This window comes from Bacillus kwashiorkori (assembly GCF_001375515.1).
In the GTDB taxonomy this organism is placed as follows: domain Bacteria; phylum Bacillota; class Bacilli; order Bacillales; family Caldibacillaceae; genus Bacillus_BK; species Bacillus_BK kwashiorkori.
This window is the reverse complement of the sequence record NZ_CTDX01000003.1, coordinates 21,592-45,114: the sequence shown is the minus strand read 5'-3', so window position 1 is coordinate 45,114 and position 23,523 is coordinate 21,592. Positions and strand designations below refer to the sequence as shown.

Here is a 23,523-nt window from a genome sequence, read left to right as displayed (position 1 = left end):
TTACGTTCCGTATAAGTCGTAAAAGTGAAGCAAATGGATTAGTAGACAATACAGGAGGAAATTCATTTCTTTTAGGAATACTGGTTGTTTTTATATGGGATTCAGGCCTGGACGATGGGAAACAACGACCTTCCACCTTTTATATATAAAATAAAAAGCTGGCCTTCATTGGCCAGCTGTTTTATTCTTTTTTCTCCTTATCGAGAGAATCTGGTAAGTCATTTGCTTTATCTTGCTTACCAGTAATATTAATTTTTACATCTTCTGTATTAGTTACCGTTTGATTTGATTCCTCATTATCAGTAACGGTAGACTTTATCGGCTCAGGTAATACTCCGTGTTCGTAAAGGTGACGGATTTGTTTAGCATCTAATGTTTCCACATCTAATAGAGCCTTTGCGATTGTTTCTAATTTATCTCTTTTTTCGGTTAAGATGTTTTTCGCTTTCTCATAACAATCTTTAATGATTCTTTGTATTTCCAAGTCTATTTCATACGCGATTGCATCAGAATAATTTTGTTCATTATGAAGATCTCTGCCAAGGAATACTTGCCCTTGTGCTTGACCGAATTGTAATGGACCTAGTTTATCACTCATCCCGAACTCTGTAACCATTTTACGGGCGATTCCAGTTGCTCTTTGGAAATCATTGTGGGCACCTGTGCTAACTTCACCAAACACAATTTCCTCGGCAACACGTCCGCCAAGTAAACCAGTAATTTTATCCAGTAGTTCTGGCTTTGTCATAAAATAACGATCTTCTTTTGGAAGCATAACCGCATAACCACCAGCTTGCCCACGTGGTACAATAGTTACTTTATGCACCATATCTGCATCTTCTAGAACTAAGCCAATGACGGTGTGGCCACTTTCATGATAAGCGACAATATTTCTTTCTTTTTCAGAAATAACACGACTTTTCTTCGCTGGACCCGCAATAACTCTATCTGTTGCTTCATCGATATCATGCATATCAATATTCTTTTTATTTCTTCTAGCAGCAACTAATGCTGCTTCGTTTAGTAAATTTTCTAAATCGGCACCGGAAAATCCTGGTGTTCTCATTGCTATCGTTTTTAAATCCACTGTTTCATCCAGTGGTTTATTACGCGCGTGTACTTTAAGTACTGCTTCACGACCATTCACATCTGGACGGTCTACCGTAATTTGTCTATCGAAACGTCCTGGTCTCAATAATGCAGGGTCAAGAATATCTGGGCGGTTCGTTGCAGCAACGATGATGATACCTTCGTTAGCACTGAAACCATCCATTTCTACTAGTAATTGGTTTAACGTTTGTTCACGTTCATCGTGACCACCGCCAAGACCGGCACCACGCTGACGTCCAACCGCATCAATTTCATCTATAAATATAATACAAGGTGCATTCTTCTTTGCATTTTCAAACAAATCGCGAACACGAGAAGCACCAACACCAACGAACATTTCCACGAAATCAGAACCACTGATGGAGAAGAAAGGTACCCCAGCTTCACCAGCAACTGCTCGTGCTAATAAAGTTTTACCTGTACCAGGAGGACCAACGAGTAGAACCCCTTTTGGTATTCTTGCCCCTAATTCTGAAAATTTCCTTGGATCTTTCAAGAACTCAACAACTTCTACTAGTTCTTGTTTTTCCTCATCTGCACCTGCTACATCTTTAAAACGAACTTTTTTCTTCTCATCATTATATAACCGTGCCTTCGATTTCCCAAAATTCATTACACGGCCACCGCCGCCTTGCGATTGGTTTAGCAAGAAGAAGATAAAGAAGAACAGTATGATGAATGGAATCATCGTTGTTAAAAATTGAATCCACACACTCGTCTCTTTAGCTGCAATCGGATTAAATTCCGTCTTTGTTTGTAAAGCGAGTGTTTCAATTTTTTCTAACGTTGCTGGACTATTCCATGCGTTAACTGTAAAGTATTGATCTTTGTTATATGATTTTAATTGGCCTCTAATGGCATACACTTGTCTTTCTGGTTGGGCTACAAACGACTTTACATCACCTTTTTCTAAGTGTGTAATAAATTCATCATATGTCATTTTCTCATTAGCCTCTTGACCACCAGTAAAAAGACTGACTACGCCAATAATTACTAAAAAGACTAGTAAGTAAAATATCGTGTTACGGAAGATACGATTCATCCCTGACCTCCTCCCAAGGGGAACAAACTTCTTAAATAGTATCATAGATTTTTATTTAATTACAAGGAATACGTTTTACTTTTCTAAATCCTAGAAACAAACGTTTTCCCATGTTTGATGCATGATAACCTTAACTACATAACATTAACTTTGTTACACAAAAAACAACAACCGAATTGTTTAGAGACTATTTTGTATAGACTTCGGGTTTTAAAATTCCTACATAAGGTAAATTGCGGTACTTTTCCTCATAGTCTAACCCATATCCTACAACAAATTCATTTGGAATTACAAACCCAACATAATCAGCTTGGATATCAGCCTTTCTACCTGATGGTTTATCTAACAGTGTAACAATTTTGATGGATTTTGCTTTTCGATACCGGAATAGATCAACTAAGTAATGTAGCGTTAGACCACTATCAATAATATCTTCAATAATTAAAATATCTCTTCCTTCAACAGAAGTATCTAGATCTTTTAATATTTTCACTTCCCCGGAAGAAACTGTTTTTCCTCCATAGCTAGAAACATCCATAAAATCCATTTCTAAATATGCATCGACTCTTTTCAGCAAATCTGCCATAAAAGGCATTGCACCTTTTAATACACCAATCGCTAATGGAAACTTATCTTTATATTCCTCGGTTAAAACTTTGGCTAGTTCTTTTAATTTTTCTTGGATTTGTTCTTCCGTTATTAAAATTTTTTCAATATCATGGTTCATGTTTAATTGCGCCTCCTAGAAGTCCGTTCTCTTTTAAATAATGTAAATAAACCGTTTTGCCTGGAATATATGTAGTTGCTTCACTTGCAGATTTCTTCAATGCTGGTATCCATAAAATATTTCCTAATTGATCAGTAACGATTGGCCAACTATTACGCAAATTTAGGGGAACTTTTTCATCGATAAATATCGATTTAACTTTTTTCCTGCCATTTAATCCTTTTAAGCGAATTTTATCTCCGCTTTCCCTAGTTCTTACGATAAGTGGAAAATTGGTGGATGGAAGATGTAACAAAAACTTATCGTTGCCATTCGTTAAGTCCTGTTCATTACTCATGATCAACTGATGTCCTAATGGCAGTGTTAACTTTTCATTAAAATTCCAATTAAATATGTACTTATCATGTTTCTTTATATCTCCTATAAGGAAAATACATTTACTATAAGAGCGGATGACCATACAATTTTTTGGTAAATTTAGTTGTCCAGAAGATATATCTTTTTTTATTAATTGTAAAATAGAATCAATATGTATTTTTGACAAACCTGCTGGGATTTCTTGATAGAGATAGTTTAATATTAGTTGAATACATCTCCTTTGTAAAGGATTAGCAATGGAAGAAAAACTTGCTATAGATAGTTCCACTTCGTTTTCGTTAATGAACTTTGCAATATGATTCAAATGTTCTTTCGCTAATGCCATTAAGTACAAGTCATCCTCACGCAAATCTTCACTAATACGTTGAAATTGCAGATGAACAAGTGGATTTTCTGATTTAATAAATGGAAGTAGATGCTTACGATAGCGATTCCTTGTATAAACTTCTTTTTCATTACTTGGATCATAAACCGGCTTTAATTCATTAGCTCTAATATAGTTATTTATTTCTTCTCTAGTTACACATAAGAAAGGGCGAATTAAAATTCCCGTTGCAAAGGGCCGTTTTATACTTATTCCAGCGAGTCCCTGTAATGAACTTCCGCGAACTAGCCGCATCATCATCGTCTCAATTTGGTCATCCCCGTGATGGGCTAATGCTAAATAATCAGCATTTACTTCACCCATAATCTTTTCAAAATATTGATAACGTACTTCTCTCGCTACAATTTGCGATCCTTTTCTTCGTTTTTCAATTTCTAATGGAACATTTAAATGGCTACCTTCAAAATTAATATTCCACTGCCTACAGATTTCTTCCACATATTTTAATTCATTATACGATTGCTCGCCACGAAACATATGATCAACATGTGCTACTGTAAGTTGTAACTCCCAATAGTTACGAATAGATTTTAAAAAATATAGTAAAGCAAGGGAGTCTGGCCCCCCCGATACTCCGATTAATACATGGGCACCTTTATTTAACAGTTGATGTTTTTCAATAAAATTTTTGACCTTTTCCTCAAACATTATTTTGCAAAGCCCTCTTTACTATTTTCTATAATTTATAAATACCTTCTTTTCAATTGTTTCAATTTTATCTGCATCACCTATTCCTAAATTGAACAGCCTTTAATAAATTGTTATAGAATATTTTACCTCAATAAGAAGTTATTTTAAACTATTTTTATATTTTTTAACTATTTATTTGGTTTATATTGGGTTTTACAGAATTTGATCATAAATATAGATAAAATATATGAAACAAATAATGAAGACTATCACAGCTGTTTCGAAAAAATTGTTTGATTTGCGTTTTTTTCTGTTCGTCATTTTTGTCTGTTTTGTACTTTTTATTCTTTGAGTTCGGCTCCTTGTATAAGGTTCATTAATGACATCTAATAATTCTTTCCGCATTTCATTTGCTGTAAGGTAGTTCCCCATAAGTGCTTTTAACAACACTGGCTCTAACGGTTTTATTTCTGGCTTTTGGGTTATCATTTTTTTTAATTGACTTATTCCGCCTTCTTGTTTAGGGAATTGTTTCGGATAATGGGCATTTAATACAATCATCGCAACTGCAAAAAGATCGTAACTAGGCTCGGCCTTTCTGCTGCCTAACCCCCAATAACCGCGATCAAAAAACTCCGTATATTCTTTAATCGCTCGGCTAACCGGAGTTGTACCACCTACATCAATGCAGCGTATTTTTGTAGGGTTATTTGTCACAATTAAATTTTCTGGTTTTAAATCACCAAATACCCAACCAAGCTCATGTAAAGCCTGTAAATCTTTTAGCAGTTGAACAATTAACACATTTACCCAAGTAGGTCCCTTTTGTCTTATAAACGTTATAAAATCAACTCCACGAATATATTCCATCACATAAAATGAAATGATTTTACCTCCATACGTCCAATCATCGACATCCAATAAAGAAGGTCCTAGGGTTGCCCCTGGGACCTTTGAGAAAGCTTTCAGTACATTTACTTCGGATGTAATTGTTACTTGATTCTCGCTAATTTTCAATGCGACTTGTTTATCACCCGCATCGGCTAGAAAGACAACTCCAATTGCACCACGTCCTAATTCTCTTACAATCTGATAGCTTTTCCCATGCCATTTCCCTTTAATGATCGTTCCAACTGGAATATTAAACTGACTCTTCATAGTACTCTTCATCATCTCTTCTTGTTAATAAACCTTTTAGTGAGCGTTTTTTACGGAAATAACTCATAGCCTCTTGTATTGCAGGTCCCGTCGGTGTTAAGCCACCAGGTGTTAACTTTGAAAAAGTAGAAGTTAATGCCTCTAGTTTCGGTGTCCAGTCTAATAACTTTTCCACATTTTTCTTTTTCCCGGGAAATATAAAGACAGAAAACAAATTATTGCCCGACCTTGCATTTAAACTTAATGATAAATCAAGTAAAGCTTCTTTCACTGTCGGCAATTTATGTTTCATACTTGCACTTGTATCCACTAATATTAGCACTTCTAAGTTAACAGTCTCATTTAATTCATCAACTACCTCCATAATCTCGCCACGTTTATCCGGAGGTAAGTCATTCATTGTCTTTGCAGACCCTAATATTTGTGATAACTCTTTATTAATGACTCCATGCAATGTTTGTGTCATCGCTTGTCTTGTTACCATTTGTACCGTTTGGGATAAGTTCTGGGCATAAACAATTTGGCTAATACCGCCCCCTTGTTTAGCAATACTCTCAATCTCTTGCATTGCTTGATTATCGATTACGTCATTTTCCATTACACCAATCACATTTATCGTAATTCCTTGTTCATGTGCAAGTGTTGCCATTGCAATTGGATCTTCACCATGGTTTGAACATCCGTCTGTTATTAGCAATATTTGTTTAATAGTTCCTACGTTCATATATCTCCCCTCCAATACCTTTTCTACCATGATTGCCGAGGGGAGTAGTTTTTAAACATTTATATTAGCTTTTATTGTCTAAGTTAATGAGCAGTGTTGAATATTATTGCTTTTTAATTAGAACGAAAGGTGCCAAATCTTTCGGCAAGCGGGTTGTATTCGATCTGCAATTTTGAATTAAGGTAATAATCGTATTCCTAGAAATCACGCTCCCCATTTTCTAATTTGCTCTAACGGTATTGGTCGCCATTTCGGTGTATTATGCTTTACTTTAGCCACAAGTACGGTCATATCATCTTCAATCACACCATTCCTTGCTCTTATCACCTCTTCCATTATTAAATCAGCAATTGCCTGCGGATCTTCCGTTTGTAATTCCGTTATTTTTCGTTTTAACCAAAAATCGACGTTTTCCACATGTTTTGGTCCATCAAAAACACCGTCACTCATCATAATTAAAATATCTTCTGCCTTTAACTGTTCACTAACTACATCTACTTCAAATTCTTCTAAAATTCCTATCGGTAAATTGTTCGCTTGTATTTTAATAATTTTTGAGCCCCGTTTAATAAAGCTTGGTGTGGAACCGACCTTTATAAATTTGGAATGTGCATCTTGTAAATCAATCATTGCTAAATCCAATGTTGCGAAAATTTCATCTGTCGTACGTAAAGATAAAATTGAATTTATCGACTTAATGGCAACTTCTTCATCAATTCCTGACTGAAGTATTTTCTTTAATAGAGTTAATGTTTCCTTACTTTCACTATAGGCACGTTCCCCATTACCCATTCCGTCACTAATTGCTAACGCATATTTATTAGAACTAATCTCTATCATAGAATAGCTATCTCCTGATAAGAGCCCCCCATCTTTAGCGGCATGGGCAACACCTGTCTCAATAACAAAGGCCTTTGTCGATTGAAATGTCGCATAGCAAAACCCACCAGGATATGAGGCACATTCCTCTGTTTTTACTACAATTGTTTCTCCTAAAATATCGGATAATAATGGTGCAATTAATTTCTCACATTGTCCCATACCACCACAGTATGGAATCGTAATTTCGATATCCACATTGCCACTTTCTAAACTATATATTTCGATGTTATTAATTTCTAAACCGAATAATTGAAGGGCTTCTAAAATTTGTTCCTCTTGTTTTTCATGATTCTCCCGCTCCTTTTGAATTTCCTTTGCAAAATTACTCATTACTTCTGAAACACCTAGTAGTTGATTGGCAACCAACTTTCTACTCTCCTGTACTTGCTTTTTTAATTTTTGATTTGCCTGATAGTAGTGGAGCTCTTTTTGAATAGAATCAATCACCTTTTTACTTTTCACACAATACTTGTCCCAGTCCCGGCTAGTCTTCTTTGATAAGATGCCATCATTTTCATCCAGCTCTGTCATAATTGTTTTCATTCCATCATAAGTTTTATTAAACTGATTCACCCAGCAAGTTTCTTTTTTAAAACAAGTTTGACAAGTTTTTTCTGTAACATTGCTAAGAAAGAAATCCATTTCTCTTTCCGAATCAACTAGTTCTTGTTTTTCTTGTGTAATAAAGCTTTTTGACAACGCTTCAAATATCGAAGAAAATTGATCGACTCTTCTAGCGGTAACATCTCTAATTTTTCGCATATATTGCTGCTGTTCAAATATGTGCTCTGTTGTTCCGGGAATATGTTTTGCGATTTTATTCGTTAATGCAATTGGAGTTAGGAAGAATAACAATGATGCGTATAATGATTCCAATAAGGTGGATTGTAGTGATGTTGAACCATTGCCGTATAATCCCATTAATAAGGTTGCAATTAATAGACCAACAGCAACTCCTAACTTTTTCCCTTCCTTCAACAATCCTCCTAATAGTCCAGCAAAAGCTAACAAACTTAATTCTGGAAAGCTTTCAATATTTGCTAAGCCAAAGATTAGTCCGGCAACTACACCGACAGTTGAACCTACAGCAGCTCCAGCAGTAAAGCAAAAGAGTAAAACTAAATACCTTGATAATATATGGGCAATAGACAGATCATTCATAACCCAATCTATCGTACCTGTCATCATGGAAGCGAGGAGAATAATTAAACAGACAATTTCTTCCGTTTTCAACACTTGCCGCCTTCTTGTAATGGAAAGAAGCGGAATTCCTTGAAGGAAAATTAACGTTAAAATAAATGCGAGTCCTCCTTCTACACTTGTCATTAGCAAATCATACCAAGTTAAATTTTGAGTTTCGATAAAAGTATAAAAGATCTTTCCAATAAATACGGCAAATAAAACAAAGTATGGAAGTGCCCGGATATCATTTTTTACGAAAGTAGTAAATAGTTTTCGAACGAGTAGAAATAAACTAATGGAAAGAAAGCTATAAAGAGAACTTGTTATCGATATGGTTAGCGCACCGCACACTAATCCGACAAAAGCAATTGGTGCTTTATCTCTTCTAATAAAATATATACTTGCGAAAAAAGGTAAGCTAAATGGTGTTAAACTAGTTAAAATAAAAGCTCGTCCAAGTAAAAATCCACAAATAAAGATTAATAATCCCCGTTTCACTAATATTGTTTCTGCTTTTCTCTGCAAGCTTTCTAGAAAGTTCATCGCCATTAACTTATAATCAATTAATTTCCTCTCCTGAACCGGTTCAATAAATCTCCCATGTACTTTTTCCATTTAAATGCCACCCCTTACAATAATCTTTCAACCGATTATATAGGATGTTCCCTACAAACTTTGTCAAATTTTCAGTGACAGTTATAAGAAAGTTTCGACGTTTTCTTACGAAATTTGTGAAACTTATACAATTTTTTTATCAGAGTCCACTACAAGGTACTAGTTACTTTCCGTTTAACTATCCCAAAACGTTAGAATTTCCAAGCTTTCCTGTCTCTTATCCATTTGTCGTTAGTTGATAAAATATTTGAAAATCCGACAATCTATGTAGTTATATGTCTAAAAGTTTTTTTAAATAGGATCGTTCTTTATAAGATTGAAAGGAAATAAAAAAGAGCCAGATACACAATACCATGCATAGAGAAATTCACCCTATCCATGGTATGCAGTCTGACTCTTTAAGACAACTTAATATATGAAAATGAACTAATAGTTTCGGTAAACCTGCTAATATATTTTAATGAGACAGCAAGTTAACCCCGTCTAGGACCTCTACCTCCTCTTTTCGATTCAGTATGCCGTTTTAAGGATGCCAATCGATCTTCACTATCTTTTAGAAAACGAGCCATTTTTTGCTCAAAATTTTCCTTATTGTTGCTGCGATCGAAATTTTTGCCTTGACGAGGACGATTAGATACAGCTTCCCTTTTTTCTTTCGCTTTTTTAATAGATAAACCTATTTTGCCATCTTTCTCAACATTAATGACTTTTACTTCAACTGGGTCACCAACTTTTAAATGTTCGTTAATATCCTTAACGTACGTATCAGCAACCTCGCTAATGTGAACTAAACCTGTTGAGCCTTCTGGCAGCTCTACAAATGCACCAAAATTAGTAATACCTGTTACTTTACCTTGTAACTTGCTGCCTACTTCAATTGACATAAAAAAAGACTTCCTCCTTAAAGTAATAAAAAATACACTTACTTATATTATAGCCAAAGATAAAATTGTGTGTCAATTAATGGCGATATTTACCTGAATTTATTATTCCTCATCAGGTATAGAAAAGATGATTTCATCTTCATCAGATAAATATAATTCCTGTCTGGCAAATTTACCTAAGTATTCATCGTCTTGCAATTTAATAATTTCCTCTTGTAAAATCTTTTGTTGGTCTTGCAAGTTTTTATACTGTTCCTGTAAGCTAGATAGTTCCGCCCTTTTTTCACGCACCGTAATTGCTTGGGAATGGAGAGTTTTTACTAAAAAGTACGTTGTAAAAGTAACAAATAGGAAAAACACAGTTAGTCTTCGAAATAAAAGTTTTCGTCTCTTCTGTTTAAGCTTTTGTAAAGATTCTTGTTCGTTTATGTATGACTGGTTTAAGATTGGTATTCTTCGACTATTTATTTGCACACTCTCACTCCCATCTTAACTATCTACTTTTTTCTAAAAATAAAGTTTTTACTTGTTAAATAATAACGTGACAAAATTTTATAAAGTTTCCTACTCTTTATTTTAAACGATGTTGGGACTGATTTCCATAGTAATTTTCCTATCCAACCAAATGGTTTACTAATTACATTTAGTATTGTTAAAATTATTTTCGAGATAATTTGTAAAATTCGGTAAATTAAATTCCAAGTAAACAGTAAAAGGGCAATTATTCCGCTAAATAAAAGCATAATTGGCTTAAAAATTACAAGCGATAATAGCTTTACCATGAACATATAAAATTTTATAACCAATTGGATGATACTTTCTAATATAGCGAGATAGATAGATTTAAGCAAACTTTGGTAAAAAGCAAAACCACATAGTAAAGCAAGAAAGATGTAAAATCTCACCTCTCCGTTATTTACTAAATATAACACGTAAAATAAGATAAACGCCTGTAATACCCAGAATAATATATCGTTTATAAAGACGATCCATCTTTTTCGTTTTGTTCGCTTCAAAAAGCGGCTATAAGTATCTAAAGCCGCTCCAAGCCAACTGCCCATACCGATCATTGTGAGCATCGTATAAAATTGTGTCGTTAAACTCATTTGAACAACTTGCTAAAGAATCCTTTAGCTTTATCCCCATGATGCTCATCTAAATAAACTAAGTCAAAAATTTTCCCTTTGATGGACACAACTCCCTTATCAACATCTAAATTTTTCATTTGTAAATTTTGTCCGCGAATTGCTAAATATCCCATCACTGTTTCTAATAAAAACTCCTCATTGTCGAAGCTTTCTACTTGCTTTACACCTGTTATATCTAGCAATTTTCTCCCTTTTAAAATAACATCATGATCTTCTACTACTGTCTTTTGATGCTTTGTTTGATCATAAAACTGGTTCATAGCTCTCCCCCGATTCTAGTTCTATTATCTTACCACTAAAATATGCTCGTCTTATTATTAATAGAACTAAAAATCAAGTTACGGTCTATTTCTATTTCTTGTGTTTTGATAAAAATTCGCTTCTTTACTCAAACGTATTCATTTTTTCCTCATGTAAAATGGTGTACATTCCGTTTGCATCTTCCTTTTTTGTGGAATCTTGCAATTTTTCTACACGAGCTGTAACGATTCGTTGACCAAATTGAATGGATAATTCGTCGCCAACTTGTACTACACTACTTGCTTTGGCAACTTTCCCATTAATGGATATACGACCTTGATCAGCGACTTCCTTCGCTAACGTTCTTCTTTTAATCAATCGAGAGACTTTTAAAAATTTATCTAACCGCATACTTTGTTCATTCCTTTCCCCATTTTCCAATTTATAAACCTAATTCTTTCGCTTCTATCCAAAAACTATCTAATTCCTCTAAACTATGTTCTGATAAACTTCTGCCATTTTTACGAGCTTTTTCTTCTACGTGGGCAAATCTCTTTAGAAATTTTTGGTTTGCTTGTACTAGTGCTTCTTCTGGATGAATGGATAACAGTCTTGCCACATTAACTAATGCAAATAGTACGTCCCCGAATTCCATTACTGTATTCGTCTTACCGTCCTTTTCGTTTTGAAGTTCATTTAAAAACTCCTGCCATTCTTCTTTTACCTTCTCTAGTGCTGGCTCATAACTATCCCAATCAAAACCGACCGCTGCTGCTTGTTTCTGAATTTCGTATGCTTGCAATAATGCTGGAAGACCCTTGCCTACCTTACTCATTATAGATACTTGGGTAGCGTCTTTACCTTTTTCTAACTCCTTTATTTTCTTCCAGTTTTCAGTCACTTCTTCTGCGTTATTCGCTATGATTTCACCAAATACGTGCGGATGTCTGCGAATCATTTTTGCATTTAATGTTTCTATAATATCTTGAATATTAAAATACCCTTCTTCATCCCCAATTTGAGCATGAAGCATTATTTGTAAGAGAACATCACCTAGTTCCTCAACTAAATGTTCATCATCCCCCTGGTCAATTGCTTCTAATACTTCATATGTCTCTTCAATTAAGTATTTTTTTAAAGACGTATGGGTTTGTTTTCGATCCCATGGGCAACCTTCTGGACTTCTTAAAGTAGCTATAACTTTTTTTAAATACGAAAAATTTTTATATAAAATTTCCTCATCTTTTACAGGTGGGACATAAATAGTCGTTAAATTATTTACTGTCCATCCATGATCTAACAAATGTAACGGAATACATGTTACTGTTTCGTTATTCAGTCCTGCATTTGTAATGATAAAAACTTCATATGTATCGGGTAGCATTTCCATTAATGTTATTTTTACTTCCGAGGCTACAAACTGATCATATACTTGGCCAATAAAAATATGTTGGCTTACGTTTAAATCATCAGCAGTAAAATTTGTTCCATCTAGAAATTGAAATCCTTCAATCGGATCAATACGGACAGCCTGAAATGTTGCATCAAAAAAGCTCTGTCCGCCGGCAAATTCCAGCGTTATCCCTCTACTTGGTGCTCGGTCCATTAGTAGTTGCACCGTTTTCTCTGCTACGAGTGGGTGTCCTGGTACGGCATATACGATCGATAATTCTGTAGCCTTATCTAGTAGCTCGTTCACAATTTCCTCATAAACATCATTAAATTGATCGTACTTTTCATATATATCATCAAAGGATGTGAATGTTATCCCTTCAGCAACTAATTGTTCTACAACTGGATGTTCCTTCGTCCGTAAATATAAATGTGGATTGTTTTTTAATAATCGATAAACACCAATAGATAGTTGCTCTAAACTTCCTGCACCAATCCCTACAACAGTAATTTGATTCATCTGACTGCCTTCCCTCACTTTTTTCTCGGATATAACTTTTCCAATTTATCGCCAAGTGGTAATGTCATTAACTCTGCTCTTGTAAAAACTTCACTTCGAATAAATGATATCAAAAAGGTGAGACTTCCTATAATAACGGCGAATATTGTTATAACGATAGCATATATTCGTACATTAGAAAAATATTTTTCGATTCCTTGCAGGAAGAAAAAGGATAACAACACGGCAATAGTCATTATCAATAAAGCCTTTATCGTAATAAATGTAAATCGCCATGTAATATAGTTTGCTTTTGTTTTCTGCTTTAACTTCCAAATTAATAGTAATGTAATGACGAATAAACCACTATTCGTTGCAAGTGGCGCACCGATAATTTGCCACTTTTCAATGAAGAATTCATTTAAAGCAATTTTTACAAATAAGCCAACTAAAACGGCTATGGACGGGTAAATTACAACGCCTAAACCTTGCAAAATTGCCGTCAGCGTAATGTTAATTGTAGTAAAAAATATTGCTACCATAAATATTTGTAACACAAACGTACCCTTACTATTTTCAAACAACATCATATTGAACGTTTCCATAATTAAAATAAGTCCTAAACTGCTTGCAGCACCAATTGCAATACTTATTTGTAACGCTAATTTTATATAATAATCAACTTCCTTTTCCAAACCTTGGATTTTTTTCGCTGAGATGATAGGAACTAACGATAAGGATAATGATGTTGCTAATACCGTTCCCATTTGCAGCAGTGGTTGTCCGCGATCAAATATTCCTTTTATCGTTTTTGCCTCCAATGAATTAATGCCCGTTTCTAGTAATGTCGGTACAATTTGAAAGGCATCACTCATTTGAAATAAAATGAGCATTAACCCGCTTACGCAGACTGCAAAACCTTGAATAAAGATCTGTCTGACGGTAGTTCCAACGTCTTTCCAACTCCATGAAGTGATTTGCGAATGTTGTCTGTTATGGAAAAAAAATAAACAAAGAATGATAAACCCAATAACACTACCGATTATGGAAGCAAAAATAGCCGCTTGTCCTACTTTATATAAACCGGCCCCTTGGCGCATTAATAAAATGGCTGAAAAAAGGATTACAGTTACACGAATTAATTGTTCCCCGATTTGAGAAAATGCTGTTGGCACCATGAAACTTTGCCCTTGAAAGAAACCGCGTAATATAGATAAAAATGGCACCAATAAAAATGAAAAGGCAACTGTTTGAAGAAGTGGTACTAAATTTTCATCCCCCATTTTTTGGGCAATTCGATCAGCAAAGAAAAAAACAGACAAAAAAATGAGCAATGTAATAAAAAAAATAGTAAGGAAGGCGGCAACTAACATCTCCCTCGCTTTTGTATAGCTTCCATTGTTTAGCCGCTCTGCCAATAACTTTGATATAATGACAGGAAATCCTACGGTCCCGATAGTTATTGCCACACCATAGAACGGATAGACTTGCTGATATATATAAAATCCTATATCACCAACAATATTTTGGAAAGGAACACGATAAAGGACACTTAAAACCTTTGTAAGCATAGCCGCCAACGATAAAATTACCGTTCCCTTAATCAAAACCGTGCTCTTACTATTTGATAATTGTTTCATAATTCGCTCCTACCAGTACTATACTCCTTCCTAGTATAATGCAAAATTAACATTTCTAGTAGTTGCTAATACTCGTGTTTGGAAAAACTGCCTAAAAAAAGAAGACAGCATAACTGCCTTCTTCCTTATTTCTGTGTTAAACTTCGTATTGATTTCCTTTTCCAACACTTTTTTATACTAATTATCCGTTATTGCTCCATTTGTCTAGCTAAAAAACCTGCTGCTGTTTCTGCGGCTTTTTTCTCTACTTCTCCTAACTTTTGCTCTTTTGATAAAATAATAACTGTACCAATAGGATCCCCATTGGCGATAATCGGACTAATCGTATAAGATGTTAACGCTTCTTCATTTCCTTCCACTAATTGAACCGTATTTTCTCCCGTTTCTAACACAGGTTGCCTCTCTTCCATTACTTTTTCCACTAAATCACTAATATGTTTATTTAAATATTCTTTCTTTGAACCACCAGATACGGCAATCACACTATCACGATCACATATTAAAATTGGACTTCCGAGGCTGTCAAATAATGCTTCTGCATATTCTTTTGCAAAATCACCTAGTTCACTAATCGGTGAGTATTTTTTTAATATTACTTCACCATCGCGATCAACAAAAATTTCTAATGGATCTCCTTCTCTAATACGTAACGTTCTTCTTATTTCTTTTGGGATTACAACCCTGCCTAAATCATCAATTCGACGTACTATACCAGTTGCTTTCATTCTTAAGTTGCCTCTCTTTCTTTTGATGATTTTGATAACGACCCAAATAAATTTGAAATCATTACCTGTCTTAAATTTATTATCTTTCATATGGAAAGTTCTATACATTCTTGAAAAGATTTTCTTTTATTAAATACAACTTTGGCAATAGAGGTAATTTATTCTAACGCTTTCCGTACCAGTTATTTTCCCGAAAAAAGATACTTTAAAACAACAATATAGTGTCGAATTAATTTCAATATTATTTCAGTCTGCTTACAAAAAAAGCCGCCCAAGGTAAGAACCTTTAGACAGCTTTTTCACTAACGTAACGATGCAACTGTAGTTTTTTCCATTTCAATTGCTGGTAATTTTTCTAAAATAGACTGTAGTACAGCTAACCATTTTTCATCCTTTTCATTTGCCTTTTGTATTACAATTTTAAATTTACTGCCTTCCATACCGAAGCCTACTAGGCGTCCAAATGGATTGCAAATATTGATTATTTCTTCCCCTTTAATCTCCTTCGTATATCGTTCCTTAAACAAAATTACTACTTGATCTTTTATTCGTTTAACAGATTCAATGCCTGCCTTTTTCGCATGTACTTTCATTATAGATATAGTGAATAAATAATTTACTTCTTCTGGATAATCACCAAAGCGATCGACCATTTCATCTTGTAATTCGGTCACATCTTCTAATGTTTCAATAGAACGAAAACGTTTGTACATTTCAATTTTTTGGTAACCATCTCTTACATACTCATCAGGTATATATGCATTTAGTTCCAAATCTATTTCTACCGGAACATCTTCCACTTCTTTTCTATCGCCTTTCAGTTTTTCAATAGCTTCTTTAAGCATTTGAGAATATAAGTCAAATCCTACTGATTCGATAAACCCGTGTTGTTGTGCACCTAGAATATTTCCAGTTCCACGAATAGATAAGTCACGCATAGCAATTTTAAAGCCCGACCCTAGTTCCGTAAATTCTTTTATTGCTTGCAACCGTTTTTCAGCAACTTCTGTCAAAATTTTATCTCGCCGATACGTAAAGTATGCATAAGCAACACGATTCGACCTACCAACCCTTCCACGAAGTTGGTATAACTGAGATAATCCCATTCGGTCGGCATTTTCTACAATTAACGTGTTCACATTCGGAATGTCTACACCTGTTTCTATAATCGTTGTACTAACTAAAACATCATATTCTCCTTCGATAAAGGATAAAATAACATTTTCTAACTCATTTTCTGTCATTTTTCCGTGAGCATAGATTACTCTCGCGTCTGGAACTAGCATAGAAATTTCCTCTGCTTTTCTCGCTATATCTTCCACACGATTATATAGATAAAAGACTTGGCCATCTCGAGCAAGTTCCCTTTCAATCGCTTCCTTTATTAATGAAGGATTGAGTTCCATCACATAAGTTTGGACTGGAAAACGATTTTCAGGTGGCGTTTCAATAACAGATAAATCCCTTACACCGAGAAGAGACATATGAAGCGTTCTCGGAATTGGAGTAGCGGTTAATGTTAATACATCTATATTTGTCTTTAATTGCTTAATTTTTTCTTTATGCTTTACCCCGAAACGTTGTTCTTCATCAATAATTAACAGACCTAAATCATGAAATGTAACATCTTTCGATAAGAGGCGATGTGTTCCAACGACAATATCAACTGTACCATTTTTTAAACCTTTTATGATTTCTTGTTGTTCTTTCTTCGTTCGAAATCTGCTTAAAGAACCAATATTAATAGGGTATTCCTGGAATCTTTCACGCATCGTTTCATAATGTTGCTGAGCTAAAATAGTTGTAGGAACTAAAATAGCCACTTGTTTTCCGTCCATAATAGCCTTAAATGCTGCCCTTAAAGCAACTTCTGTTTTACCGTAGCCAACATCACCACATAAAAGGCGATCCATTGGTCGCTGACGCTCCATATCCTTTTTAATTTCTTCAATAGAACGCAATTGGTCGTCGGTTTCTTTATAAGGAAATGCTGCTTCAAATTCCCTTTGTAAATCTCCATCCGGTGCAAAGGCATATCCTTTCGCGGCTTGTCTAGCAGCATATAACTTAATTAAATCTTCCGCTATATCTTGTACAGAAGACTCTACTTTTTTCTTAACCCGTTTCCATTCTGAGCCGCCAAGTTTATAAATTTTCGGTTCTTTTCCTTCATTGCCTACGTATTTTTGAACGAGATCAATTTGGTCAATAGGCACATATAACTTATCATTACCTTGGTATTTAATTTGTAAGTAGTCTTTATGGACCCCATTAATGACTAATGTTTCAATTCCTAAATATTTACCAATACCGTGATTAACATGTACTACATAGTCGCCAACCTTTAAGTCAGAATAGCTTTTAATCCTTTCTGCATTGGAAAGTTTTTGCCTTCTTGTTCTTTTTCGCGTTTTTTTATTGAATAGCTCATTTTCGTTTATAACTGCGAGTTTATGCATGGGCAATTCAAACCCACTAACTAAGTTACCTTGAATAAGCTGTATTTTTCCATCAATTAGCTGATTCCCATTTTGATTATTGACAGATTCTATTTGGTAATCTTCCAATACGGATGCTACTTTTGATAAGCGATTTTCATCTGAACATAGGAAAACAACCGTAAAGTTCCCTTTTTCCCAACGTTCAAGCTCAGATTTTAACACATTCATTTGTCCGTGGAAGTTTTGCATCGGTTTACAAGATATATTTAAAATGTTTTGTGGATTCGTATTAGGAATATGTCTTAAAAACATAGAAAAATATAAAACAGGAAATTTTGCCTCCGATACTAATTTAAAAACATCATGTGCTATTTTCGTATCATGTAAAATTTGCCCTTCAGCAATTAAACTTAGCTGCCATTCCGATTCTTCTTTATCTAATGTATCTTTCATTTCAAGAACTCTACTTATTTCATCGATACAAATAATGGTGTTCGAAGGTAAGTAGTCTAATAGACTTGATGCTTCTTTATAAGCACTGAATAAATATTTAAATATATCATCAGGTATTATACCGTTTTTTAATTGTTCCACTTCTTGTTCTATATAGACCGCTAAAGACTGCTTAATTTTTGAATCTTTTATTTTCGCCAAACTAGCACCGACACTTGTTTCTAAGTAATTGGCTACATTTTGTAATTCCGTGTTCTCGATAATGACTTCAGAGGCAGGGCCAATTTCTATTTCGGTAATTTTTTCTTTTGACCGTTGACTTTCTACAGAAAAATAGCGGATAGAATCAATGACGTCATCAAATAACTCAATTCGGATAGGGTCTGATTCTGTTAATGGATAAATATCAATAATACCGCCACGAATACTAAATTCACCTGGCGCAGATACCATATCCGATCGAACATAACCCATTTGAATCAATTGCTGCATTAAATTAGGCAAATCAATTTGATCATCGGTTTTCCAGTATAAGATATTTTTTTTCCACAGTTGCAATGGTGGTAATACTCTCCTTAGCCCTGCAATAGGAACAATAACAACGCCAGACTGTTGTTTTGCTAAGAAGTTTAATGTCTCAATTCGTTGTGATTTTAATTCAGGACTTGCAATAGCCATATCTGCTATAACAAGTTCGTTTGTCGGGTATAAATAAACTTTTTCTTCCGGAATAAATTGGATAATATCATCATATAATTTTTGTGCTTGCAATAAATTATACGTAATGATTATTAACGGTTTAGACAATTTGTCGTAAAGACTTGCCATATACACCGTTCTAGCAGAGCCTGACAACCCCGCTATTAATTGTTCGTTTAATCCTTCTGCGATTCCATTTGCCACAGATAAAATATCATCATTATTTATAAACTCGGTAACAAGACCTTTCATATTTGCCTCCTCTCTTTCTTTATCTAAACACTAGAAAGGGAATTTTATAGATTAAGTAAACTTTGATTATTCAGTATTTGAAAACAGAAAAACGCTTTGGGGAATCCAAAGCCTGCTAGTGGATAATAAAATCATTTTCATAGTTATTAGGATTTTTTTCAAACGATTCATGACAATCTTCACATATGCTATTTATTGTTATATTTCCTGAAGCATCATAGTTAATCATTTCACGTCTTTCTTCATCCGTTAATTTATCAAATCCTAACTCATTTGAGTGATAGGAAATATTTTCAAGTTGGCCAATTTTTGTGCCGCAATAACGGCAAAAATAATGAAGTGCCATATAACTCACTCCCTAAAATGTTTATCTTGTTTCATTATTTACATTTCAGGTGAAAGTTATTCATACTTCATTATATCGAAATAATAACAAAAAATTCATGTTTATTGATTATACTTATTCATCACATCTAGAAATGGTTCCTTCAACCATGTTTCACATGCCTCGACACATTTTTTCATTACTTCTTGCATTACTTTTGCTTCTTGTTTGGAGAATTTGCCTAGTACATAATCTGTAATTGCAAACCCTGGTTCTGGCCGGTCAATTCCGATTCTTATCCGCTTAAATTCTTGTGTGCCAAGGTGAGCAATTAAAGATTTAATCCCGTTATGACCACCTGCACTTCCTTTATAACGAAGGCGAATTTTACCGACCGGTAAATCTAACTCATCATATACGACTAATAGATCATCAATCGAAATTTGAAAGTACTCCATTAGTGGTTTTACAGCTTCACCTGATAAATTCATATAGGTCATCGGTTTTAATAAGATGACTTTTTCACCATTGACGATTCCTTTACTATACAGACCGCGGAATTTCGTCTCTGTTAAAGGCAAATTGAATTGTGTGGATAATTCATCAATCACTTTAAAACCGATATTATGTCTAGTTTTTTCATACTGTTTTCCTGGATTTCCAAGACCAACGATTAATTTCACATTTACTCCCCCTATTTTTAAAAATAGGCGTTCTAAATTACCTATCTATAAGCAAAACTTCACAAGACTGTTGGTTTCAGAATAAAAAGGGGTAACCGAGGATGGTTACCCCTTTCTATCTAACTATTCTTCTCGACCTTCCAAGTTATCTGGTATTCCTGGTTCTTGTTCTTCACCCGTACTAATTTCCTCTTCTTGTTTAGGCGGTAAAATAGTTGCAATCACATCGTCTGAATCATGGTTAAACTCAAATGAATAATTTCTTGATATATCTCCAACAGTTACCGTCTCGCCGACTTTTAAATTAGTAATATCAATTGCAATTTCCTCAGGTATTTGATCGGCTTTTGCCGTAATCGAAAGTTCAAAAAGCGGTTGGTTTAATACGCCACCATCTTTAACTCCAACAGCTTCACCACTTAATGTAATTCGAACATCGGCTTTTACCTCTGTTTGGGCATCAACAGCAAGTAAATCAACATGAAGTAAGTCTTTTGTTAACGGATCCTCTTGATAATTAGTAAGAATTACTTGCTTCTCATTTCCATTTACGTTAATGGAAAAAACACCATGTCTGCCGTTTTCTTTTATTTTTTGCAACAGGTCAGACTTAGAAATAGTAATGGATACCGTCTCTACATTTTTACCATAGACGACTCCTGGAACCTTACCATTATCCCGTAAATTTTTTAGAAAAGACCTTCTGAAATTAGTACGTTCTGTAGCTTGTAAAATTGCACCCAATGTAGTCACCTCAAAAATATATTTATTATAAATGGTCCCATTTATAGGGTTACCCATTATAATCAATCTTTAGTCAATAAATTATTAGGTCAATCCTACTAAGTACATACGATGTCTTTCAAGAAGTACTATTTCCCCTATATTTACTATACCGTATTCCTATTAAAAAAGCACACTTATCGATTTTTGCTCGAAAACACGAATAATCGCTTCTGCAATTAATGGTGCAACAGATAGCTGTTTGATTTTGGCGATTTTTTTCTCATCTGGTATTGCAATACTGTTAGTAATAACTAACTCTTTAATTTTCGAATGCTCAATTCTTTCAATTGCTGGTCCTGATAATACCGGATGTGTACAGCAGGCATACACTTCTTTCGCACCATTGTCCACAATAGCGTTGGCAGCTAACGTAATCGTACCAGCTGTATCAATAATATCATCTATAATAATAGCAGTTTTTCCTTCAATATTACCTACAATATTCATTACTTCTGCTACATTTGGACGTGGTCTCCGTTTGTCAATAATGGCAATAGGTGCTTTTAAACGATCAGCAAGTTTTCTTGTCCGCGTTACTCCACCATGGTCTGGAGATACAACTACAATATCATCTAAATTCTTTTCTTCAAAGTAATTCGCTAAAATAGGAACACCCATTAAATGATCAATTGGTATATCAAAAAATCCTTGTATTTGTGGAGCATGCAAGTCAAGTGTGATAACTCTTGTTGCACCTGCCGTTTCCAGCAAATTTGCTACCAATTTCGCTGTAATCGGCTCTCTAGAACGCGCTTTACGATCTTGACGGGCATAGCCGTAATAAGGCATGACAATGTTAATAGTACGTGCGGAAGCGCGTTTTAGTGCATCAATCATAATTAATAGTTCCATCAAGTTATCGTTAACTGGTGAACTTGTAGATTGAATAATGAATACATCGCAACCTCTAATACTTTCTTCAATATTAATTTGAATTTCCCCATCACTAAACCGATTAACCGTACATTTTCCTAAATCAACACCAATTATTTCCGCAATTTCTGCCGCAAGACCTCTGTTAGAACTGAGCGAAAATAATTTTAGCCTTGCATTCGGATACTGATTAGCCATTATATAGAACCTCCATATGATTATTGTCGTTTTTTATTAAGCTTTTCTACATAGTTTTCTTTATTCACTTGACGTGCACGGGCAATCGATAGTGATTGAATTGGAACATCGTCCGTAATAGTAGATCCTGCCGCGACATAGGCTCCTTTGCCTACTGTAACTGGTGCAATTAAATTTGAATTACATCCAATAAATGCTTCATCTTCAATGATTGTTTTAAATTTATTTTTTCCGTCATAATTTACTGTAATGGAGCCGCAACCGACATTGACGTTGCTGCCAATTTCTGCATCACCCATATAAGATAAATGAGATACTTTACTTTTTGCACCAATCGTTGATTTTTTAATTTCTACAAAGTTCCCTATTCTTACTTCATCACTAATATAAGCTTCTGGTCTAATATGAGAGAAGGGACCTATTTGTACAGATGAACCGATTTGGCTATCACAAGCAACGGATTGACGAATAATAGTTTTATTGCCTATATGACAATTACTTATATCTGAATTTGGACCAATCTCACAGTCAACCCCTATAACAGTATCACCTTTAATAACAGTACCTGGATATATAACTGTATCTTGGCCAATAGTTACATTCATATCAATATACGTATTTTTAGGGTCCATAATAGTAACACCATTTCTCATATGGTACTCATTTATACGACTACGCATAATCTCCTCTGCTTTTGCGAGGGCGACACGATCATTGACTCCTAAAGTTTCAGAAAAATCATCCGTCATAAAAGCAGTAACATTTAATCCTTCGTTTTTTAAAATAGCCAATACATCTGGTAAATAATACTCTCCTTGCGCATTATTATTTGACACTTTTTGTAATGCCATAAACAATGCTTTATTATCAAAACAATACGTTCCGGCATTAATTTCTTGGACTAATTTCTCCTCAGCTGACGCATCTTTCTCTTCAACAATTTTTTCAATATACCCTTTTTCGTTTCTAATAACACGCCCATATCCAGTTGGCTGAGTTGTTTTAGCAGTTAATACTGTCATCACTGCCTTTTCCTTCTCATGATGTTTCATTAATGCTTGAATCGTTTCTGACTTCACTAAAGGCGTATCACCACAAACGACAAGAGTATGCCCTTCTTCGTTTTCTAATAAATCCTTCGTTTGTAAGACAGCATGTGCCGTTCCTAGTTGTTCTTTTTGAAGGACGAAATCACTTTTTCCTTGCAAATGTTCCTTTACTTTTTCCGCTCCGTGACCAACAACTGTAATAATTTTCGTTGTTCCAATGTGAGCCATCTGATCAACGACATGTTCTACCATAGGTTTGCCGCATACAGGATGGAGTACTTTGTACAACTTCGATTTCATTCGCGTCCCTTGGCCCGCAGCCAATATAATAACAAATCGATTTGACATGACGACCTCCAAATATCAAGCTTTTTATCCAATATGAATATATACCAATTACCGC

General features: G+C 34.6%; 20 protein-coding genes. All 20 read right to left on the bottom strand.

What is annotated here, in order from left to right; translation table 11 throughout:
- Nucleotides 1–181 precede the first annotated feature (181 nt).
- The 20 genes from ftsH to glmU all read right to left on the bottom strand — a co-directional run bounded on the left by ftsH (nt 182) and on the right by glmU (nt 23,468).
- Complete coding sequence (ftsH, locus tag BN1242_RS01015) at nt 182–2,152, bottom strand: ATP-dependent zinc metalloprotease FtsH (protein WP_062350114.1); 1,971 nt, start codon at nt 2,150–2,152, stop codon at nt 182–184.
- A gap of 187 nt (nt 2,153–2,339) precedes the next feature.
- Nucleotides 2,340–2,879 carry a hypoxanthine phosphoribosyltransferase gene (hpt, locus tag BN1242_RS01010; protein ID WP_062350112.1) on the bottom strand — a complete coding sequence of 180 codons (540 nt, stop codon included), beginning with the start codon at nt 2,877–2,879 and terminating at the stop codon, nt 2,340–2,342.
- Nucleotides 2,869–4,290: a tRNA lysidine(34) synthetase TilS gene (tilS, locus tag BN1242_RS01005; RefSeq protein WP_062350110.1), complete on the bottom strand. Its 1,422-nt coding sequence runs from the start codon at nt 4,288–4,290 to the stop codon at nt 2,869–2,871. The genes hpt and tilS overlap by 11 nt, the downstream gene beginning before the upstream one ends.
- Before the next feature lie 195 nt (nt 4,291–4,485).
- On the bottom strand, nt 4,486–5,445 hold the full coding sequence (locus BN1242_RS01000) for a protein kinase domain-containing protein (protein ID WP_062350108.1): 960 nt from the start codon (nt 5,443–5,445) through the stop codon (nt 4,486–4,488).
- Complete coding sequence (locus BN1242_RS00995) at nt 5,414–6,154, bottom strand: VWA domain-containing protein (protein ID WP_062350106.1); 741 nt, start codon at nt 6,152–6,154, stop codon at nt 5,414–5,416. The genes BN1242_RS01000 and BN1242_RS00995 overlap by 32 nt, the downstream gene beginning before the upstream one ends.
- A gap of 204 nt (nt 6,155–6,358) precedes the next feature.
- On the bottom strand, nt 6,359–8,833 hold the full coding sequence (spoIIE, locus tag BN1242_RS00990; RefSeq protein ID WP_062350104.1) for a stage II sporulation protein E: 2,475 nt from the start codon (nt 8,831–8,833) through the stop codon (nt 6,359–6,361).
- Nucleotides 8,834–9,306: 473 nt separating this feature from the next.
- On the bottom strand, nt 9,307–9,717 hold the full coding sequence (locus tag BN1242_RS00985; RefSeq protein WP_062350102.1) for a S1 domain-containing RNA-binding protein: 411 nt from the start codon (nt 9,715–9,717) through the stop codon (nt 9,307–9,309).
- A gap of 102 nt (nt 9,718–9,819) precedes the next feature.
- Complete coding sequence (locus BN1242_RS00980; RefSeq protein WP_062350101.1) at nt 9,820–10,191, bottom strand: FtsB family cell division protein; 372 nt, start codon at nt 10,189–10,191, stop codon at nt 9,820–9,822.
- Nucleotides 10,192–10,214: 23 nt separating this feature from the next.
- Complete coding sequence (gene yabQ, locus BN1242_RS00975) at nt 10,215–10,823, bottom strand: spore cortex biosynthesis protein YabQ (RefSeq protein WP_062350099.1); 609 nt, start codon at nt 10,821–10,823, stop codon at nt 10,215–10,217.
- The gene (yabP, locus tag BN1242_RS00970) at nt 10,820–11,125 is read right to left on the bottom strand and encodes a sporulation protein YabP (RefSeq protein ID WP_062350097.1); all 306 of its coding nucleotides are present in this window, start codon (nt 11,123–11,125) and stop codon (nt 10,820–10,822) included. The genes yabQ and yabP overlap by 4 nt, the downstream gene beginning before the upstream one ends.
- Before the next feature lie 124 nt (nt 11,126–11,249).
- Nucleotides 11,250–11,516 carry an RNA-binding S4 domain-containing protein gene (locus BN1242_RS00965; protein ID WP_062350140.1) on the bottom strand — a complete coding sequence of 89 codons (267 nt, stop codon included), beginning with the start codon at nt 11,514–11,516 and terminating at the stop codon, nt 11,250–11,252.
- A 31-nt stretch (nt 11,517–11,547) separates the two neighbouring features.
- Nucleotides 11,548–13,017, bottom strand: coding sequence for a bifunctional methyltransferase/pyrophosphohydrolase YabN (yabN, locus tag BN1242_RS00960; protein WP_062350096.1), 1,470 nt, complete (start codon nt 13,015–13,017; stop codon nt 11,548–11,550).
- Nucleotides 13,018–13,031: 14 nt separating this feature from the next.
- Nucleotides 13,032–14,636: a putative polysaccharide biosynthesis protein gene (locus tag BN1242_RS00955; protein ID WP_062350094.1), complete on the bottom strand. Its 1,605-nt coding sequence runs from the start codon at nt 14,634–14,636 to the stop codon at nt 13,032–13,034.
- A gap of 188 nt (nt 14,637–14,824) precedes the next feature.
- Entirely contained in the window at nt 14,825–15,361 is a 537-nt protein-coding gene (gene spoVT, locus BN1242_RS00950; protein WP_062350092.1) for a stage V sporulation protein T, read from the bottom strand.
- Between the two features lie 302 nt (nt 15,362–15,663).
- The gene (gene mfd, locus BN1242_RS00945) at nt 15,664–19,206 is read right to left on the bottom strand and encodes a transcription-repair coupling factor (RefSeq protein ID WP_062350090.1); all 3,543 of its coding nucleotides are present in this window, start codon (nt 19,204–19,206) and stop codon (nt 15,664–15,666) included.
- Between the two features lie 115 nt (nt 19,207–19,321).
- Nucleotides 19,322–19,552, bottom strand: a complete 231-nt coding sequence (locus BN1242_RS00940; protein WP_062350088.1) for an anti-sigma-F factor Fin — start codon at nt 19,550–19,552, stop codon at nt 19,322–19,324.
- A 101-nt stretch (nt 19,553–19,653) separates the two neighbouring features.
- Nucleotides 19,654–20,214 carry an aminoacyl-tRNA hydrolase gene (gene pth / locus BN1242_RS00935; protein ID WP_062350087.1) on the bottom strand — a complete coding sequence of 187 codons (561 nt, stop codon included), beginning with the start codon at nt 20,212–20,214 and terminating at the stop codon, nt 19,654–19,656.
- Nucleotides 20,215–20,337: 123 nt separating this feature from the next.
- The gene (locus BN1242_RS00930) at nt 20,338–20,958 is read right to left on the bottom strand and encodes a 50S ribosomal protein L25/general stress protein Ctc (RefSeq protein WP_062350086.1); all 621 of its coding nucleotides are present in this window, start codon (nt 20,956–20,958) and stop codon (nt 20,338–20,340) included.
- A 162-nt stretch (nt 20,959–21,120) separates the two neighbouring features.
- Nucleotides 21,121–22,071, bottom strand: a complete 951-nt coding sequence (locus tag BN1242_RS00925) for a ribose-phosphate diphosphokinase (RefSeq protein WP_062350085.1) — start codon at nt 22,069–22,071, stop codon at nt 21,121–21,123.
- Nucleotides 22,072–22,091: 20 nt separating this feature from the next.
- Entirely contained in the window at nt 22,092–23,468 is a 1,377-nt protein-coding gene (gene glmU / locus BN1242_RS00920; protein ID WP_062350084.1) for a bifunctional UDP-N-acetylglucosamine diphosphorylase/glucosamine-1-phosphate N-acetyltransferase GlmU, read from the bottom strand.
- Nucleotides 23,469–23,523 lie beyond the last annotated feature (55 nt).

Bases quoted from the DNA above. Each gene is read 5' to 3' on its own strand.
- ftsH (WP_062350114.1), bottom strand. From the start codon at position 2,152: ATGAATCGTATCTTCCGTAACACGATATTTTACTTACTAGTCTTTTTA.
- hpt (WP_062350112.1), bottom strand. From the start codon at position 2,879: ATGAACCATGATATTGAAAAAATTTTAATAACGGAAGAACAAATCCAA.
- tilS (WP_062350110.1), bottom strand. From the start codon at position 4,290: ATGTTTGAGGAAAAGGTCAAAAATTTTATTGAAAAACATCAACTGTTA.
- BN1242_RS01000 (WP_062350108.1), bottom strand. From the start codon at position 5,445: ATGATGAAGAGTACTATGAAGAGTCAGTTTAATATTCCAGTTGGAACG.
- BN1242_RS00995 (WP_062350106.1), bottom strand. From the start codon at position 6,154: ATGAACGTAGGAACTATTAAACAAATATTGCTAATAACAGACGGATGT.
- spoIIE (WP_062350104.1), bottom strand. From the start codon at position 8,833: ATGGAAAAAGTACATGGGAGATTTATTGAACCGGTTCAGGAGAGGAAA.
- BN1242_RS00985 (WP_062350102.1), bottom strand. From the start codon at position 9,717: ATGTCAATTGAAGTAGGCAGCAAGTTACAAGGTAAAGTAACAGGTATT.
- yabQ (WP_062350099.1), bottom strand. From the start codon at position 10,823: ATGAGTTTAACGACACAATTTTATACGATGCTCACAATGATCGGTATG.
- yabP (WP_062350097.1), bottom strand. From the start codon at position 11,125: ATGAACCAGTTTTATGATCAAACAAAGCATCAAAAGACAGTAGTAGAA.
- BN1242_RS00965 (WP_062350140.1), bottom strand. From the start codon at position 11,516: ATGCGGTTAGATAAATTTTTAAAAGTCTCTCGATTGATTAAAAGAAGA.
- yabN (WP_062350096.1), bottom strand. From the start codon at position 13,017: ATGAATCAAATTACTGTTGTAGGGATTGGTGCAGGAAGTTTAGAGCAA.
- BN1242_RS00955 (WP_062350094.1), bottom strand. From the start codon at position 14,636: ATGAAACAATTATCAAATAGTAAGAGCACGGTTTTGATTAAGGGAACG.
- spoVT (WP_062350092.1), bottom strand. From the start codon at position 15,361: ATGAAAGCAACTGGTATAGTACGTCGAATTGATGATTTAGGCAGGGTT.
- mfd (WP_062350090.1), bottom strand. From the start codon at position 19,206: ATGAAAGGTCTTGTTACCGAGTTTATAAATAATGATGATATTTTATCT.
- BN1242_RS00940 (WP_062350088.1), bottom strand. From the start codon at position 19,552: ATGGCACTTCATTATTTTTGCCGTTATTGCGGCACAAAAATTGGCCAA.
- BN1242_RS00925 (WP_062350085.1), bottom strand. From the start codon at position 22,071: ATGGCTAATCAGTATCCGAATGCAAGGCTAAAATTATTTTCGCTCAGT.
- glmU (WP_062350084.1), bottom strand. From the start codon at position 23,468: ATGTCAAATCGATTTGTTATTATATTGGCTGCGGGCCAAGGGACGCGA.